This window comes from Ornatilinea apprima, assembly GCF_001306115.1.
Lineage (GTDB): Bacteria > Chloroflexota > Anaerolineae > Anaerolineales > Anaerolineaceae > Ornatilinea > Ornatilinea apprima.
Genome location: NZ_LGCL01000008.1, coordinates 1 through 17061 on the forward strand (window position 1 = coordinate 1; position 17061 = coordinate 17061).

General features: G+C 57.3%; 13 protein-coding genes. 4 read left to right on the forward strand and 9 right to left on the reverse strand.

Annotated features, from left to right (window positions below):
- A partial coding sequence (locus ADN00_RS02070; protein ID WP_152966222.1) for an IS3 family transposase occupies nt 1–99 on the forward strand: 99 nt, incomplete at its 5' end.
- A 250-nt stretch (nt 100–349) separates the two neighbouring features.
- Here the strand turns inward: ADN00_RS02070 and ADN00_RS19470 are convergent.
- Together ADN00_RS19470 and ADN00_RS02080 are read right to left on the reverse strand one after the other, a co-directional pair.
- Complete coding sequence (locus ADN00_RS19470; protein ID WP_082389807.1) at nt 350–1438, reverse strand: ArsR/SmtB family transcription factor; 1089 nt, start codon at nt 1436–1438, stop codon at nt 350–352.
- A complete protein-coding gene (locus tag ADN00_RS02080; protein WP_075061300.1) occupies nt 1435–2685 on the reverse strand; it encodes an MFS transporter in 1251 nt (416 codons plus the stop codon). The genes ADN00_RS19470 and ADN00_RS02080 overlap by 4 nt, the downstream gene beginning before the upstream one ends.
- Before the next feature lie 210 nt (nt 2686–2895).
- On the opposite strand from ADN00_RS02080, the gene ADN00_RS02085 reads away from it, so the two are divergent.
- Together ADN00_RS02085 and ADN00_RS02090 are read left to right on the forward strand one after the other, a co-directional pair.
- Nucleotides 2896–3972 carry an NAD(P)-binding domain-containing protein gene (locus ADN00_RS02085; RefSeq protein ID WP_075061301.1) on the forward strand — a complete coding sequence of 359 codons (1077 nt, stop codon included), beginning with the start codon at nt 2896–2898 and terminating at the stop codon, nt 3970–3972.
- Between the two features lie 24 nt (nt 3973–3996).
- Nucleotides 3997–4464 carry an MOSC domain-containing protein gene (locus ADN00_RS02090; protein WP_075061302.1) on the forward strand — a complete coding sequence of 156 codons (468 nt, stop codon included), beginning with the start codon at nt 3997–3999 and terminating at the stop codon, nt 4462–4464.
- A 4-nt stretch (nt 4465–4468) separates the two neighbouring features.
- Here the strand turns inward: ADN00_RS02090 and ADN00_RS02095 are convergent, their stop codons facing one another.
- From ADN00_RS02095 to ADN00_RS02120, 6 genes are all read right to left on the reverse strand, one after another.
- A complete protein-coding gene (locus ADN00_RS02095) occupies nt 4469–5488 on the reverse strand; it encodes an endonuclease/exonuclease/phosphatase family protein (protein ID WP_075061303.1) in 1020 nt (339 codons plus the stop codon).
- A 662-nt stretch (nt 5489–6150) separates the two neighbouring features.
- On the reverse strand, nt 6151–7224 hold the full coding sequence (locus ADN00_RS02100) for a hypothetical protein (RefSeq protein ID WP_075061304.1): 1074 nt from the start codon (nt 7222–7224) through the stop codon (nt 6151–6153).
- Between the two features lie 92 nt (nt 7225–7316).
- Entirely contained in the window at nt 7317–8873 is a 1557-nt protein-coding gene (gene guaA, locus ADN00_RS02105; protein WP_152966223.1) for a glutamine-hydrolyzing GMP synthase, read from the reverse strand.
- 6 nt (nt 8874–8879) lie between these two features.
- Complete coding sequence (gene xpt, locus ADN00_RS19645; RefSeq protein WP_152966224.1) at nt 8880–9458, reverse strand: xanthine phosphoribosyltransferase; 579 nt, start codon at nt 9456–9458, stop codon at nt 8880–8882.
- Nucleotides 9459–9697: 239 nt separating this feature from the next.
- Entirely contained in the window at nt 9698–11974 is a 2277-nt protein-coding gene (locus tag ADN00_RS02115) for an ATP-dependent helicase (protein ID WP_075061306.1), read from the reverse strand.
- Between the two features lie 81 nt (nt 11975–12055).
- Nucleotides 12056–13150 carry a pyridoxal-phosphate-dependent aminotransferase family protein gene (locus tag ADN00_RS02120; protein WP_075061307.1) on the reverse strand — a complete coding sequence of 365 codons (1095 nt, stop codon included), beginning with the start codon at nt 13148–13150 and terminating at the stop codon, nt 12056–12058.
- A 361-nt stretch (nt 13151–13511) separates the two neighbouring features.
- Between ADN00_RS02120 and ADN00_RS02125 the strand changes: the two genes are divergently transcribed.
- On the forward strand, nt 13512–16328 hold the full coding sequence (locus ADN00_RS02125) for a transporter substrate-binding domain-containing protein (protein ID WP_075061308.1): 2817 nt from the start codon (nt 13512–13514) through the stop codon (nt 16326–16328).
- Between the two features lie 635 nt (nt 16329–16963).
- Here ADN00_RS02125 and ADN00_RS02135 read toward each other — a convergent pair.
- On the reverse strand, nt 16964–17061 hold a 98-nt coding region (locus tag ADN00_RS02135), incomplete at its 5' end, for an IS3 family transposase (RefSeq protein WP_152966225.1).

A 17061-nucleotide genomic window follows, 5' to 3' on the forward strand; every position in this document is an offset into this window, starting at 1 on the left:
ATCTTCGAATACATCGAGGTTTGGTACAATCGCCAAAGGCTACATTCATCTTTGGGCTATCTCAGCCCTATCGAGTTCGAACTTCTTTCTGGACATTAACCGTGTCCACTTTTTAAGGGATATTCCACGGCTCAGCCGCGCGGATGGGGTTTAATCCAGAACTCCCACCACCCTTCGGGTGACTTCCATTCTCTTCACCCTTCCCTGCGACGCGGGGAAATGTCGCGGCGCAGCCGCGGGGATAGGGTTTAATCCAGAACTCCCACCACCCTTCGGGTGACTTCCATTCTCTTCACCCGTCCCTGCGACGCGGGGAAGGGTCACGGCTCAGCCGCGGGGATGGGGTCTCTTACCCTTCCGGCAAATCCAAAAACCGCTGCAAATCCGTAAATAACTGGCGCAAGGCGGCGGGTTTGATGGTATGCTGCACAGCGCGGCCCACCTCACTGGTCTCGATCAACCCTGCCCCGCGTAAGATCTTGGCATGCACGCTGACGGTGGGGCGAGAAATTCCCAGGTAGCTGGCAATTTCTGTGTTGGTCATGCCAAAATGGCGGATCATGCGTAGAATCACCAGGCGCGTCGGGTCGGCCAGGGCTTGCGCGCGCGCGGCCACATCTTCTGCAAAGGTGTAAAAATTCTGCAAGAACACGCCCGGTTCGGCAATCGCAGCCAGCAGCCTGCCCGGTAGAATCGCCCACAGGTCAGCGATTCCAAACGGCTCCACCCAGAAAATCACGCGCAAGCGTCCCAAACGCGCCGATTCGTTCAACGCAGGGCGGTTCACCAGCGGATTTTGAGCCGGCAGCCAATCCAATCGCGGGGTGTGCGCCGCGCTTTCGCGCTCGCCCAACACCGCCAGGGCGTTCCTCTCCTGTTCCTGCATAAACGCCAGGCGCGTTTCCCGCCAGGGCTGGTACACCTGGTAGTAAAACCGGTCCAGCCAGTGCCAGAAAGGCGCGGCCAAGTCGCCGCCCGCCAGCAAGCGTGCCGCTTGAGCTGCTTCCTGGTGATAGACAATCCGCCGTGCTTCCACCGATTCGGGTTCCAACCCCGCGGCCAATTCGGCCTGCAGCACGCGCCTGACCTGTAGATCAGCCAGACTTTCACCCGCTTCGCCTCCCAGCCGCGAGAAAACTTCTTCCGCGCTGGCCTGGCGCATCGCCAGGGTTGCGCCGCCATACTCGCCGCTTTCCAGCACGCCCACCCAATCCGCCATGTGGGTCAGCAGGCCAAACGGCCCTTTCAAATCACCCAGCAAAGCGGGCAGCTCGGCCAGCCATTCGGCCGGGGTTTGTTCCACCAATGGCAGCAAATGCGCCGGCAGCGTACCCAGGCTGAACCGCCCGGATATCATCGCCAGCATGGCGTCCAGCTCCATCGCGATGGATGGGCTGACCAGCCACCCGCCCGGGATATCAATGTGTTGATCGCTCATGGTCTCTCCGAAGATAGGATTGGCTGCCCTGCCTGACCCATTTTCAGGCTAAGCATACTATACACCCCCACCAGGGCCAATACCAGCGCCGAAAGCAGAAAATAGGACCCCATCTTCAGGAACGCTGGCACAAGCAGCGGGGTCAACACAATTCCGGCGATCTGCCCCGCCACCACCACGCTCTGCAGCAGACCACCCGCGCGCCCCAGCCAGCGCGCCGGGGTGAGGGTTTGCAGCAGCACCGCCGACTGGATCACCAGCAGCCCATTGCCCACTCCGCCTGCCAGGCAGCCCGCCTGCGCCAACAGACGCATCCAGCGCGCGTCACCCAGCAGCGGCGCCAGGCTGAAAGCCAGTGGAATGCAAGCCAGCAGTCCCAATCCCAGCAGGATATCGCGCCACAGGCGCGGCTGGCGGCGCTTGCTCAGCATCAGAAAAGCTCCGGCCGCCAGCGTGCCAGCCCCTACCAAGCCAATCAACAAACCCATCAATGCCTCGCCGCCTTGCAATATGTCGCGCACATACACCGCCCCAATCACATCGAAACCAATCAAGACGAGCACGCTGAAAAACATGGTGCCGTACAGAAGGCGCAGCCCTGGAATGCCTTTCAGCACCCGCCCGCCGCCTTCGGCAGGTTGAGCGGCGCTCTCGCGGCTGGTTTTCTCTTGCGCGGCGGGCAGCAGCGGCAGACGCGAGAGAATCAGGGCCGAGCAGCCAAACGTAGCCACATTGATCAGAATCGCCTGGCGCGGTTCGAGCGCGGCTAGCAGCCCCCCGGCCAGCATGGGCGCGGCAATCTTGACCATGCCGTTCAACTGCTGCAGAAAAGCGTTGGCGCGCGTCAGTTCCTCCCGCGCCACCAGCTGCGGCAGCACCGCCTGGCGGGCAGGGCTCATCACCGCGATGGAAACGGCTTGCAGCGCCAGCAGCACGCAGATCCACACAAAGTCGTCCGTAAAAAACAGCCCGGCAATCACCAACCCCGAGGCCGCTTCGCTCATCACCATCAGCCGCCGCCGCTCCACGCGGTCTACCAGCCAACCGACCAGCGGGCTGGCCAGCAGGGTGGGCAGCAGACCGGCCAGGTAGATCGCGCTGCTCTGCAGCAAACCGCCATCCCCGCGGAAGACCACCATGGCAAACACAGCCATCATGGTGATCCAATTGCCAATGTTGGAGATGGATTCAGAAAACCCCAGGGTTAGCAGGTCACGGTTTTTGAGAAGAGTTTTTATAGTAGTCATATCATCACCATATTATCGTAGTTAATTACCTACGTTATAATAACTCTTTTACCCCAGCGCGTCAATAGCCAGTTTGCTTGCAGCCCGTTAAAGCGCGAATTGTCCGCGGAAAACGCCCGGACTTCGCGCGCGGCGGCTTCTCTCCCCCCGCCAGCTTTGGTATACTATCAAAAGATTCACCATTCCCCAGCGAGGAGTGACCCAGCGGGCATGCAAGACTCAGATTCCCCCATCCTGCAAACCCAGGTTGCCGTGGTCGGCGGCGGACCGATTGGCATTGAGCTCGCCGTGGCCCTGCAGCTGGCCGGTGTGGATTATCGCTTGTTTGAAGCCCAACAAATCGGCGACACTATCGCGCGCTGGCCGCGCAACACCCATTTCTTCAGCACCCCTGAGCGCATCGCCATCTCCGGCGTGCCGCTCAACATCCCCGACCAGCAAAACCCCACCGGCGAGCAGTATCTGGCCTACCTGCGCGGCGTGATCAGCGCGTTCAACGTGCGTGTGAACAATTACGAACGGGTCGAATCGATTGAGAAAATCTCTGGCGGGTTCACCCTGCGCACGCAGACTCTTACCGGGCGGCGCGACTGGCACTGCGAAACGGTCATTCTGGCCACCGGCGGCATGGCCCACCCGCGCTGGCTGCGCATCCCCGGCGAAGACCTGCCGCACGTCAGCCACGGATTGGACGACCCGCATCGCTATTTCCAGCGCTCCGTGCTGGTGGTGGGCGGGCGCAACTCGGCCATCGAATCGGCCATGCGCTGCTGGCGCGCTGGCGCCAACGTTTGCTTAAGCTATTACCGCGAGGAACTGCCGCGCCCGCACATTAAACCCTCTCTGCGCGACGACATCGACACCGTGCTGCGGGAGAACCAGATGCGTTTCATCCCCGCTAGCGTACCAATGGAAATCCACCCTGGCTATGTGATTCTGGCGCGCACCCGCGACGGCGTGCCGCAATTTGGAGACACCCTGCGCGTGGACTGCGATTTTGTGCTGCTCGCCACCGGCTTTGAAGCCGATATGAGCCTCTTTGAACAGCTAGGCGTCACCCTGCAAGGCGAAAACGGCGCGCCGCTCTACGAACCCTCCACAATGAAAACCAATGTTGAAGGGGTCTATGTGGCCGGAACCGCCGCCGGCGGCACGCAGACCCGCTTCGAGCATTTCATCGAGACTTCGCACGTCCATGTAGACCGCATTCTGCGCGCTCTTACCGGCCAGCCGGCGCAGCGCGTGGGCTACATCGTCGAAAAACCCGACGACAATATTATTCATTAATCTGGAAATTAAATAGGTGAAAAAATGACAGCCTGGATTTTCTCCATCACGCTCTCGAATGAAGGCATGCCCAAACTACCCGTGCAAAGCGGCGAAGTTACCGCCGCCGGGCTGGCGGGCGACCGCCAGCGCAACCTGAAGTATCACGGCGGCGAAGCGCGTGCCCTGTGCCTCTTCTCGCTGGAGCGCCTCACCGCCCTGCAGCAAGAGGGCCACCCGCTCTACCCCGGCTCCACCGGCGAGAATGTGCTCATCGCCGGCCTGGACTGGAACCAGGTGATCCCCGGCGCGCGGCTGAAGCTGGGCGGCCAGGTGGAAATTGAAGTCACCAACTACACCGAGCCCTGCCACACCATCCGCGACAATTTCATCGGACAGGATCTCAAACGCATGCTGCAAGAGGCCAACCCCGGCTGGTCACGCGTCTACGCACGCGTGCTCACCCCCGGCGCCATCCGCGTTAGCGACGAAGTAACCCTGCAGGCGGCCTAGCCGCTCACACCATCAGATCAGGCACTTCCACGCGCAGCGAGACCGGCTTATGGTCACTGCTGCGCGCGGCTTCTTTTAACGGCGCGTTGATCAGGTCGTGAATCTCATGCTCCACCCAGCCCGCGCCCGCGCTGATATGCCAGGGCAGCGAGCTGTCTACCAGCGGCTGGGTAAAGAGAATATGGTCGAGTAAAATGTGCGGGTCGCGGTCCGGGTCGACAAAATCGTCAAACTGCACCGTCCAGCGCAGGTGCCCGGCAAAATCGAACAGGGCGTGGTTCAGAAAACGGCTGGCGGCGAAGATATCGCCCTGCACGTTCGAGATCAGGTCAAAGAACAGGTAGCGCTGCTCAAAATACTCTTTGCCGGGGCCGTCATTCAGGTCGCCCATCACAAAAATGGCCGGTTTTTCCACCTGCTGGAACTTGGCGTCAATGTAGGCGCGCACATTAGCCGCTTCCGTGGTCATTTTAATCCGTGCGCTGAGCGCCTCGCGAATAAATTCCTCACGCTTTTCTCCGCCCGCTTTCCACATACTTTCACCCTGGTTCACATATTTGCTCTTCAAATGCAGCCCCACCATCTCCACGCGCAAGCCGTTCCAATCCAGCACCAGGGTTTGCGGGTGGCGGTAATGGCGGTGCAATTGCGCCTCAAAGCTGCCCCAAAAATGGCACGGCCAGGCTTCCCCGGCAAAAGCGTCCCAGGTGCTCACCGGCAGCAGCGAAGCGATGGGGGCCAGCTCGCGCCGCACCAGAAACCAGATCCACTGCGCGCCGCGCTGGCCGTACTCGCCATCCGCAGCCTTCACCGGCAGCCAGTCCCCCGCCAGCAGACCCTGCGCCACCAGGTCTATGCCCTCCTCACCCTTGGGTCCCTCCAGCAGGCACAACACGTCAGGGTTCAGCTCGCGCAGTTCCTGCACCACCGCCGCCCGCCGCACCTGGGCCGTCTCCGATAAATCCGGCTTTGTCAGGCGTTCCAGGTGGGCCACATTCCAGGAAGTAATTTTTAACAAGCGCATATACTCCTCCGCTTTGATGTTTGGCAATTTGGATATTTAGATTATAGCGCGCCAACCAACCGCCGTTCATCATTATCCCCACCCCAGCCCGGTTTGCGCGCCCATGAATCGCCGGGGCTGCGCAAAAAAAGCTCTTGTAGGGCGGGTAGAGGGCGGACGATTCGCTCTGCGTCAAAACCATTTCATCACCGCCCGAAACCCGCTGATGTTTGGCGAATCATCAGATTTTGGTCGAGGCCGGGCAGAGATCTGGATTAAGCCCCATCCCCGCGCCGGTGGCGCGACCCTTCCCCGCCGCCGCAGGGAAGGGTGAAGAGATGTTGGGTTTTCGTGTCTCAATCCCAAGTCACCTCCCCTGGCTTGCCGGGGGAGGCCGGGAGAGAGCACTGAATCGAGCCCCATCCCCGCGCCGGTGGCGCGACCCTTCCCCACCACCGCAGGGAATTGTGAAGAGATGTTGGGTTTTCATGTCTTAATCCCAAGTCACCTCCCCTGGCTTGCCGGGGGAGGCCGGGAGGGGGCACTGAATCGAGCCCCATCCCCGCGCCGGTGGCGCGACCCTTCCCCACCACCGGGGGATGGGGTCATCACCCCGCTCCCTTAAAACACAACCTCCCCCAGCGAACCCCGCCAGGGGAGGTTGTTCTTTGATTCACTACCGGTTACGCCTCGGTTGGCTCTTCGCCTTGCGCTTCTTCACCGGGCATAAAGCCTTCGATCGGCTCCAGGTTGAGCGGCTCCGGCTCTGGCTTGGGAACAATCTGCCCCGCGCCGGTATCACCGGTCTGCCGCCCGGTCAGACGGCGGAAGGTCAGCGTCCAGGCCGCGCCCACATACGACTGCAGCACCGCGCCCAGCAAAATGGCGATGGGCAGGTACACCAGGAAGATGATAAGCGCCACAATCCCGCCGGTGATCAGAGCCGCCTCGCTCTCTGCCACGGCTGCCATAATCAACGGCACCGCGATCAGGAAGAACGGCAAGGCAACCACAAAGCCCACGATTGCCTGCCCGATGTACAGGATCAGCGACATGATGGCCAGCGAGCCCAGGTTTTCTTTCAGCAGAGTCCAGGCGCGCTGCACCGCCGCACCCAGGTCCAGGTTCTCGCCCACCAGCGCCACCACGATCATCTCGGTCAGAGTGCTGATCGCCCAGCCCAGCACAATCAAGAACGGCAGCAGGCAGATCAACCCGCAGCCCAGGGTGAGCAACGTCACCGCCATAACAGGCACAATCAGAATTACGGTCATCATCACGCCAAGCACAAAGAGGATCACCTCGAACAGCAGCACGCGCCAGAAGTAGGGCCAGGTCTCTTTGAGCAAACCGCCCAGGCTGAGCTTCTCCGCGCCTTCGTCGGCCTGCCACGCGCCGCGCACCAAGCCGATTTTGCCAACCGTGCGCAGAAACAGCATCACCAGTCCCAGGAAGAACGCCAGGCAGATCAGACCAAGCATCAGCCCTCCAAACACCGCCCAAAAAGTGCCGGTCTCAAACGAGCGTTCCAATTGGTTGGCAAAATCTTGCAGCCAGGGCGGTGCGTTTCGTGGCAAATCAAAGTTGAAGTTATTGCCGTTATTTCCATTCTGAAAAGAACTGCCGGCGTTTCCTCCGCCTCCACCCCCACCGCCGCCGCCATTGGCGCCGCAGCCAGCCAGCAGACCAAATAACCACAGGATTTTGTGCTTCCAGATGGTTTTCCAGGCTTTCGTTAATACTTCACCGAAGTCCATACAATTCTCCTTGTTTAAGCAAAAAAAGAAACAGGCGCAGCCTGTCCCTTTTCAGACAAAACTGTCCTGTTTCTTATTTTACCTTAATCTTCCTACTCCCACTCAATTGTCGCCGGGGGTTTGCTGGTCACATCGTAAACCACGCGGTTGATGCCTTTCACCTCGTTGACAATGCGGTTGGCCACCCGCCCCAGCAGATCGTAGGGCAGACGCGCCCAATCGGCGGTCATAAAATCGTCGGTAGTGACGGCGCGCAAGGCCACCGCCTCTTCGTAAGTGCGGCAGTCGCCCATCACGCCCACCGAGCGCACCGGCAGCAGCGCCACAAAAGCCTGCGAGATGACCTTCTCTACCCCGGCGGCCTTTTTGCCCAGCAGCCCGGCCTGCTCCAGCTCGCCGGTGAAGATGGCGTCCGCGCGGCGCAGGCGGTCCAATCGCTCGCGGGTCAGCTCGCCCAGGCAGCGCACGGCCAGGCCCGGCCCGGGGAAGGGCTGCCGCCAGACCAGTTCGGCGGGCAAGCCCAGGGCTTCACCCACCGCGCGCACCTCGTCTTTGAAGAGGTAACGCAGCGGCTCGATCAGCTCAAATTTCAGATCGGGCGGCAGACCGCCCACATTGTGATGCGACTTGATCTTCTGCGCTTTGCTGCGGTCAGGGCCGGACGATTCGACCACGTCCGGGTAGATGGTGCCCTGCACCAGAAAGTCCATCTCGCCCAGCTTGCGCGCTTCGGCCTCAAACGTGCGGATGAAGGTCTCGCCGATGATGCGCCGTTTTTCTTCGGGGTCGGTTACCCCGCTCAACTTGCTTAAAAATTGTTCTTCGGCATCCACCACAATCAGATTCACGCCCAGATTGCGCCGGAAAGCCGCCTCCACCTGCTCGCGCTCATTCAAGCGCAGCAGCCCGTGATCCACAAACACACCGGTCAACTGATTACCGATGGCCTTGTGCACCAGCGCGGTGGCCACTGACGAGTCTACCCCGCCGCTGACCGCCGAGAGCACACGCCGTCCGCCCACCCGCGCGCGGATCTGCTCCACCGCCTGCTGGATGATCGAGTCGGGCGTCCAACTGGGGGCTGCCTGGCAGATTTCCACGGCGAAGCGCCGCAGCAGGTCTTTCCCGCCGGGGGTGTGATGCACTTCGGGGTGGAACTGCACGCCATAGCGCCGCGCCGCGGGGTTGCCCATCGCCGCCACCGGGCAGGCAGGGCTGGTGGCCAGCACTTCAAAGCCCTGCGGTAGGGCTTCCAGGCGGTCACCGTGCGACATCCACACCGGCTGAGAGCCCACCGGCAGCAGGTCGTTCTCCGCGGCCACCTCAATCGTTGCCGGGCCAAACTCGCGGTGATCCGCGCCCTGCACATGGCCGCCCAGGTTGTGCGCCATCAGGTGCATGCCGTAACAGATACCCAGCACCGGCAGGCTCGACTCAAGCACATAGCCCGGCAGGGTGGGAGCGCCGTCTTCATACACCGAGCTGGGCCCGCCGGAGAGAATGTAACCCTTCGGGTTGAGCGCCAGCACTATGTCTTGCGGCGCGTCCCAGGGGAAAATCTCGCAGTAGACCTGCAGCTCGCGCACGCGGCGGGCGATGAGCTGTGTGTACTGTGATCCAAAATCCAGAATGGCAATCGCGTCGGTCATACGTCCTCAGTCATCCAGAAAGGCAATTGTACCGTCTTCGTTCATCGCGCTGATCATCGCCAGCGAGACTACCGGCACGTTGAACTGCTCCAGCATGGTGCGGCCCTTCTCAAAGGTCTTTTCGATCAGCGTGCCCACCCCCACCAGCTCGCAGCCGGCCGCTTCCACCAGGCGCACCAGCCCCAAGATCGTCTCGCCTGAGGCCAGAAAATCGTCAATGATCAGCACCTTCTCGCCGCGCGGCAGGTATTCCGGCGACACGATCAGTTCCACCATGCGCCCCTTGGTGTGCGAGGGCGCGATCGTCAGATAAACCGTGTTGGGCATGGTTACCGGTTTAGTCTTGCGCGCGTAGACCACCGGCAGGTTCAGGTAACGGGCGGCCATAATCGCCGGGGCAATGCCGGAGATTTCGGCGGTTAGCACGCGGGTGGCGCCCGAATCTTTGAAGCACTCTGCCAGCTCTTTGCCGCAGGCGTCCATCAACACCGGGTCCACCTGGTGATTGATAAAGCCGTCCACTTTGAGAATGCCGTTGCCGAGATACTTGCCATCCGAGAGGATACGATCTTTCAATAACTGCATGGGTACGGGTCTCCTGAAACAAGGTGAATTATTTTTCGCGCTGTGCGGCCGGGCAGCGGGGAAATTTAGCGGGCAGACAGCGTGGATTGCAAAACCAATGGAAATGAGCAAGGTTGTTCAGACCGGGGTTTGCTCCATTGTACGCCATTCCCGGCGCAAAAGCGCGCCCCAGGTCTTAATAATTTCGTTTTTGAGACAAAAAAGATCGGGCGGCGCAAGGCACAAACCCGATCTGGTTTCTAGCTGATAATTTTCAGTTTGGCGAGGGAAGCGACCAGCTGCTTCATCCCCACCGATTCGAAATGTACTTTGAGAATCTCGTCGCCATCCTCCACTTTGCTTTCCAGCACAATCCCCTCGCCCCACGAGTTGTGCGAAACGCGCATCATCGGCTTGTACTGCGTTTCGATCACCGGCGCGGAGCGCTGAATGGGCTGCGGACCGCTGTAGGCGCGGCTGCCCACATTGGCGCGGTAGCTCTGGCGGCTGGCCTCTTTCTCCGGCTGGCCCCAGGTGGAGCGCGAATCCCAGCGGTCGGCGCCGTCCCAGGCAGAGGCGCGCTGGGCGCGCGAGGCGCGCGGCGACTGCGACTGCAGCAAACTTTCCGGGATGTCATTCAAAAAGCGCGAGGCGTCCTGGTAGGCAAAGCTGCCGTACAGGCTGCGCTGCTCGGAGCGCAGCAGATAGACCTGATTTTTGGCGCGGGTGATACCCACATAAAACAGGCGGCGCTCTTCGGCCATTTCTTCGTCGTCTTCCAGCGAGCGCGAATGCGGCAGCAGACCCTCATCCAGCCCGGTGATGAACACCTGGTTGAACTCCAGGCCTTTAGCGGCGTGCAGGGTGAGCAGCGTGGGCGCGTCGTCGCTCTCGCGGATGGTATCCTGGTCCGAGACCAGCGCCAGGTTTTCCAGAAACTCATCCAGGCCGTGTTCGCTGTACTCAAAGGCCAGGCGGCGCAGCTCGTCCACGTTTTCCCAGCGGTCGCGGCCTTCTTCGCTGCCGTCTTCAATATACTCGCGGTACCTGGTGTCGGTGAGAATGCGGTCAAACAGGCTGGGCAGCGAGCCGCCGTTGACCAGCAGCGCGCGCCAGGCAGCCAGCATCATGCCAAAGTTGGCCAGCGCGGCCGAAGCGCGCCCACCTAATTTATCCCAGTAGAGCGAGGCGCTGCCGGAGCGGCCCAGGTCGGCGAGAATATCGGCGGCTTTCTGGTCCGCGCCGCGCGCCAGGGAGATTAAGGTTTCATAGGTTTTCGCGCCAATCGCGCGCGGGGGCACGTTGATCACCCGCGAGAGACTGACCTCATCGGCCGGGTTATGCACCAGGCGCAGAAAAGCGATGATGTCTTTCACCTCGCGCCGCCCGTAGAAGCGCTGCGCGCCCACCAGGCGGTAAGGCATGCCGGCATGCAAAAAGGCTTCTTCAATCAGACGGGATTGGGCGTTGGTACGGTACATCACCGCGAAGTCGCGCCCTTTGGCCGCCCCGCTGCTCATCTGATTGCGAATTGCGTCGATGATATAAGCGGCTTCGGCGCGCTCGTCGGGCGCTTCATAGTAGATCAGCTTGCTGCCCGCCCCGCGCTCAGTGAAGAGGCGTTTGGGCGTGCGGTGGCGGTTGCGGTCAATCACCGCGCGGGCGGCGTCCAATACCGATTGGGTGGAGCGGTAGTTTTGCTCCAGTAGAATCTTGCGCGCGCCGGGGTAATCTTTCTCAAAGCGCAGCACGTTGCGGTAGTCCGCCCCGCGCCAGCGGTAGATGGACTGGTCTTCATCGCCCACCACAAAAATGTTCTGGTGCGCCGAGGCCAGATGGCGCAGCATCTCGTACTGGGCCATATTGGTATCCTGGAACTCGTCCACCAGCACATGCTCAAACTTGCGCGCGTAGGTCTCGCGCACCTGGGGGGTTTCGGCCAGCAGGCGCACCGTCCACAGCAGCAGGTCGTCAAAATCGACGGCGTTGTTGGCGCGCAGGGCTTTCTCATACTGCTCGTAGACGCGCAGTACCACTTCTTCACGGTAATTGCGCGCCGGGTAATCTTTCACCCCGATCATGTTGTTCTTGGCGTCCGAGATGGCAGCGTGCAGGCTGGTGGGGCGGTGAATCTTGTCGTTGATGTTCAGGTCTTTGATCACCTGGCGCACAATGCTGACCTGGTCATCGGCGTCAAAGATCACAAAATTGCTGTCGAAGGGCAGCAAGCCGCTGCCCGCTTCGCGGCGCAAAATGCGCGCGCAGATGCTGTGAAACGTGCCCAGCCACACCCCCGACAGGCGGTTGGGACCCAGCAGGTCTTCGATGCGGCTGCCCATCTCGCGCGCGGCCTTGTTGGTAAAGGTTACCGCCAGAATGTTGTAAGGGCGCACGCCCATCTGGTCAATCAGATAGGCGATGCGGCGGGTGAGCACGCGCGTCTTACCCGAACCCGGTCCGGCCAGCACCAGGGTTTGCCCGGGGCCGGCGCTGACGGCTTCGCTTTGTTGGCGGTTAAGATTCTCTAAAAGGTCCATAGTCGCGCATGATTGTACCGTCTGGCAGGGAGGGTGTCAACCGGCTGCCAGCGGTAGAGTTTTTTCTCGAAAAAATAATCACTATACGATGTCTTTAACCGCGCCGCGAATCACGCCCAGGGCCTGCTCCAGCAGGTTCAGATCCGCCTGGCTGCCCATGTGGCCCAGGCGGAAGACCTTGCCGGCCATCGGCCCGTAACTGCCGCCCACCACCAGCCCGCCAGCGCGCAAGCGCGCGTCCAGTTCCGGCCAGGGGATGCCCTGCGGCACATTGACCGCGGTTACCGTCGGCGAAGAAACCGCCCCCGGCGCGGGGAAGAGTTCCAGGCCCAGTTCCTCAATGCCCGCGCGGCAGGCTTGCGCCACCGCTTCGTGGCGGGCGTAGGCGTTTTGCAGACCCTCTTTGAGCAGCAGCTCCGCGCCCGCGTTGAGCGCGGCTGTGCCATGCCAGTAAGGCGTGTAAGGGAAGTAAAAATTCTTTTGCGCGGTGTAAAACGGCAGAAACGCGTCGTACCCGGCGTAGTTGACCTGCTGAATGATCTCCCAGGCCGCGTCGCTGACCGAGACGAAGGTCATGGAAGGCGGCACCGAAAGGGCCTTCTGCGAGCCGCCCAGGCACAGATCGATGTGGCAGGCATCCGCGTCCACCGGCGCGCCGCCGGCCGAGGCCACCGCGTCCACATACAGCAGCGGCACACCCAGGCTGTGCTTCAGCGCGCCCAGCTCGTGGATCGGGTTGAGCGTGCCTGAAGGCGTTTCGCAGTGCACCACGGTGATCATCTTGGGCTTGAACTCGCGGATGGCGCGGTCCACTGCCTCCAGGCCGTTGAGGGTCTGGTTGAAGGGCAACTCGATCAGACGCACCTCCGCGCCCACCGTTTTGGCCATTTCACCAATCCCGCTGCCAAACACCCCGGTGGAAATGGAGAGCACACGGTCGCCGGGCAGCAGGCAGCTCTTCAACGCGCCCCACAGCCCCAGCATGCCTTCGCCGGTGTGAATGGTAACCTTGTTTTTCGTGCCTAAAATCGCCTGAAGATTGGTCTCGGTGCGGTTATACAGCTCCAGGTACTCGGTCTCCAGGTCGCCCGAGCCGAAATCGGTTTGCCAAACGGCTAAAATCTCCGGCGGCACTTTTACCGGGCCGGGGGTCATTGATATAGGATACGTTTGCATCGTCACACTCCTTCCAATCTTCAAACAGCAGGTTCAGCCTAATCATAACATATCAAAAAATGAACAAGCCCATTTTCTTCATCCTTTTGTTGAGAAAATATCTATCGTGGATAAATTCTTGAATCTCTTCTACTGAAAGTCGGTGTACCATCTAAATTTCATCGGTTCCAATTAAGGGATAGGTTAATATGCTTTTATTCTATAATTAGCAAAACAATTTTCTATTTATCGCTTTAACCAGAATTTGACATCAGGATAATGTACAGAACGATTCATCCACAAAGGGTAACCAGTTTGAAACTCGCCTTCTTTATGTTTCTATCAACACCATAAAAACAGAAACGGATAGGATGGTTTGTATATGCCCACTCCCTCTATGATCAGACAATACGAAATACTTGAACGGGTCCGCTCACTGCCGTATGGTGAACTTTATCGAGCGGTTGAGCAGTCTTCCCAATATGAAGTTCAAATCATCTTGTTGAGCGACACATTAAGGAATAATGATCGCTTCATGCTGGCTTTTCACACTACCATGGAGAAATTCCAGCGGGTGGCGCATCCAAACATACTCAAAATACTGGATTATGGAGATGACACGCAAACCTATGTCGTAATGGAACGGCGGTTATCGGAATCCCTGGGAGAGGTGCTCGCGAAAAATAAAAAACTCCCATTACCGTTCGTGAACCGTTTGCTTGCCGGGCTCGTTTCAGCCATCGAAACCCTTGATTCTTTGGGTATGCAGCATTACCAGCTTATTCCGGAGAGAATCTACTTTCGTGCTGATGGTGCAATCACACTGACAGATATCTGGTTTGATGAAGCCAACCAGGCTTGCGGTTATGTGATACCACCTGATTCGCGATGCCAACTGCCAGATGAGCCTGCGGATTTACTTGCCGCACAACACCACCTTGCCCGCCTGGTTTATGAACTACTAACCGGCAATGCAGAAGGGTGGCAAAACCTGCACTCGATATTAAAATCCCCTTCCAACTTTTCGGCATCTGGTCTTAAGAATTTGCCCATACGCACTGCTGTCTGGCTGATCTTACGAACTGCGCTCGATCCAGATCGCAGCCAACGTTTTACTGACCTGGATACATTTGTGAACTTACTGAAGACTGCGGCTGACAGCCCACCCGCACCCTCTCAACAAGAAACTCCCCTTTCATCTGCTTTAGATAAAGCGCAAAGCCGATCATCTTCCTCCCTAATCAAAAAAGATTCCCATAAACAATTACAGAAAGATCATTCAGAAGATCTTTTTCCATGGTGGTTCATTTTACTTTGGGCGCTAAGCCAGTTAATGTTCACCGGCGGATTATTTCGGGGGTATGCAGAATATTTTTCCGTGAGTCCCTTTTATTCCGGTTTAGAACTATTATCGGTGTTAGGTTTACCTGAAAAATTTATTGTCGTCGCAGCCGGTATTATTCTTCAAGGATTTCTTAATCAGGGTCGAATGAAAGACAACCGCAAATGGCTTATAAGCTCAGTTCTTTCAGCACTTGTTTTCATTCCTGTGTCTCTGATCCTTCCATCTGAATGGGATCCATTCAAATTTTTCGTCTATACATACTTTTTAATCATTAAACTGTTTCAATGGTTTTTTACATTAAGACACGAGAGAAAAGGCTGGATGTGGATAATAACCGGTCTGTTCTTTCCCGCAATGATGTCGCTATTTGGAATCGCATATCCGTATCTGCTTCTAGGGATTGCAAGCAGTTGCATTCTTGATGCTTTCATTCTTCAAAAAACTCTTACAACGAATAATAAGCAACTCTCATCCAATCCTCACAATATACAAAAGGATCGCGTAAACTTGAAACAGACCGGCCCCAAAAAAAATGTGGCCTTGTTAGCCATTGCCAGTCTGGTTGTGGCTGGGCTGATTCTGCTGCTGATCGGGTTTAGCAAACCTAAAAATTCGCTGGAATCCATCCAAAAGGAAGGTGTCATTAAAGTCGGCATCACCGGTGACTTTCCACCGTATCAATACTATGACGACAATGAATACACCGGGATCGAGATTGATTTAATGGACGAGGCAGCCCGAAGAATGGGGGTGACCACGGAATTCATCGCCATGCCGCATGATTCACTGTCTGCTGCTCTACAGGATGGCAGCATTGATATAATCCTGGGGGATTATTCCTTTTTGATGTCAGATGCCAGCTTGCAGCGCAACACCACCTATGCGCCTTCTGTCGGTGTGGTGGTCACTTATCCAGGCAGTAGTATCGTAGTCAATTCAATAGAAGACCTTGCCCAATACACGATAGTGGTTTCGGAAGGCTCTGGCGGTGAAGATTACCTGCGACAAGTTCTGGTAGATACCGGCCGCATGCCTGAAGAAAATCTGATCGTATTGGATGAGTATGCTTATTCTGATGTTTCTGAAATCGTAAAGACCGGTCAGGCAGATGCGGGAATTCTGCCACCCTATTATGCTGAAGAGGGCGAGCAAGAAGGCAGTCTTCAACCAGTTTATGAGGATATGCTTTTAACGGATGAAATTCCCATTTACACTCCGGCGGATGAAACAGAATTAGGAGAAGAAATTGACAGCATCATGCAGGATATGACATATGATGGAAGCACATCCAGGATTACAGAAAACTACCTTGGCAGCGAAATAGCCGGTGGACAGATGGCTTATGACCCATACGCCAGCGAGGAACGTCAATCCGCAAATGGCAGATTCATGGCTCAAGAAGGTAATACACCCAACATCAGCAGTGGAATCATATTAATTGGTGCTGAATATATAACCGAGGCTCAAGCACAATCGATTCTTGAGGAATTAACCGAGCCCTCGATTTTTACGCTAGGAGGTGGTGTGCAGGAAAATGGTTTTCCGGATCCTGAAAACCTCATTCTGGAAGTTCATGAGACTGACGCTATTCATCCTGGAATTGGTGCACTGGAACGTGAGGGTTACCAAATCGAACGTTCCTATTGCCTTAAGATTCGATATCGATGTGCTCCAGATTGGGTGGCACCTGGTTATTTATGGGTTTTGGAAGATGGCACAACAATCGCCTCAACATACGCTGATGACCCGTCTAGTAGTTGGGATGATTGGAATACAATTTGCCCACAAATACCGTTCGAGGAGTACCCAACAACTCTGGACAAATGGACCCTGCAAGGGAATCCCTGTCCATGAATAAAAAGATGTCACTGAAATTACCTCAACCGGTAATGAACTTTTTTGATCAAAACAGCTGTTCGAGATTGTAACCTGTTGCCAGCTTCCGGATTATTAAATATCTGACTTGAGTAATTTTCTGGGACACTTTCAATGTGATTACTCATGTTGGATGCTTCCTGGAGGATGTGCACTTGAGCAAACGCATCCATTCATCTTGGAGATATATCACACCGGCCGAATTTGAGGCAGCTTTCTGGTTGCTTCAGCCGAAAACAGACTTCCCCATAAATTAACTGAAAAAGTGCCCAAAGTTTTGGGTCCACCACATTGATTAACTGGGCTTTTCTCACCTTCTCCGCAGACGGGGACGGATCTGTTTCCACCCAGCTGCTCAGGATCAAATTTCTGCTGGAAAGAGCCGATAACAAGCGAATTTTGCTTATCAATTATGAATTCGTCGGCTTTCGCGTGGCGAAAATGACACCCCCTCCAACTCCCCCGCTGGGCGGGGGAGAGAAACTTGGCCTCAGCGTTGAACAATTCATACCCAATTCTTTTTTTCCATATCCCTGCTGCGCGGGGTTTGGGTATTCACTCAATCCCAAGTCACCTTCCCTGGCTTTGGAATATCCCTTAAAAAGTGGACACGGTTAATGTCCAGAAAGAAGTTCGAACTCGATAGGGCTGAGATAGCCCAAAGATGAATGTAGCCTTTGGCGATTGTACCAAACCTCGATGTATTCGAAGA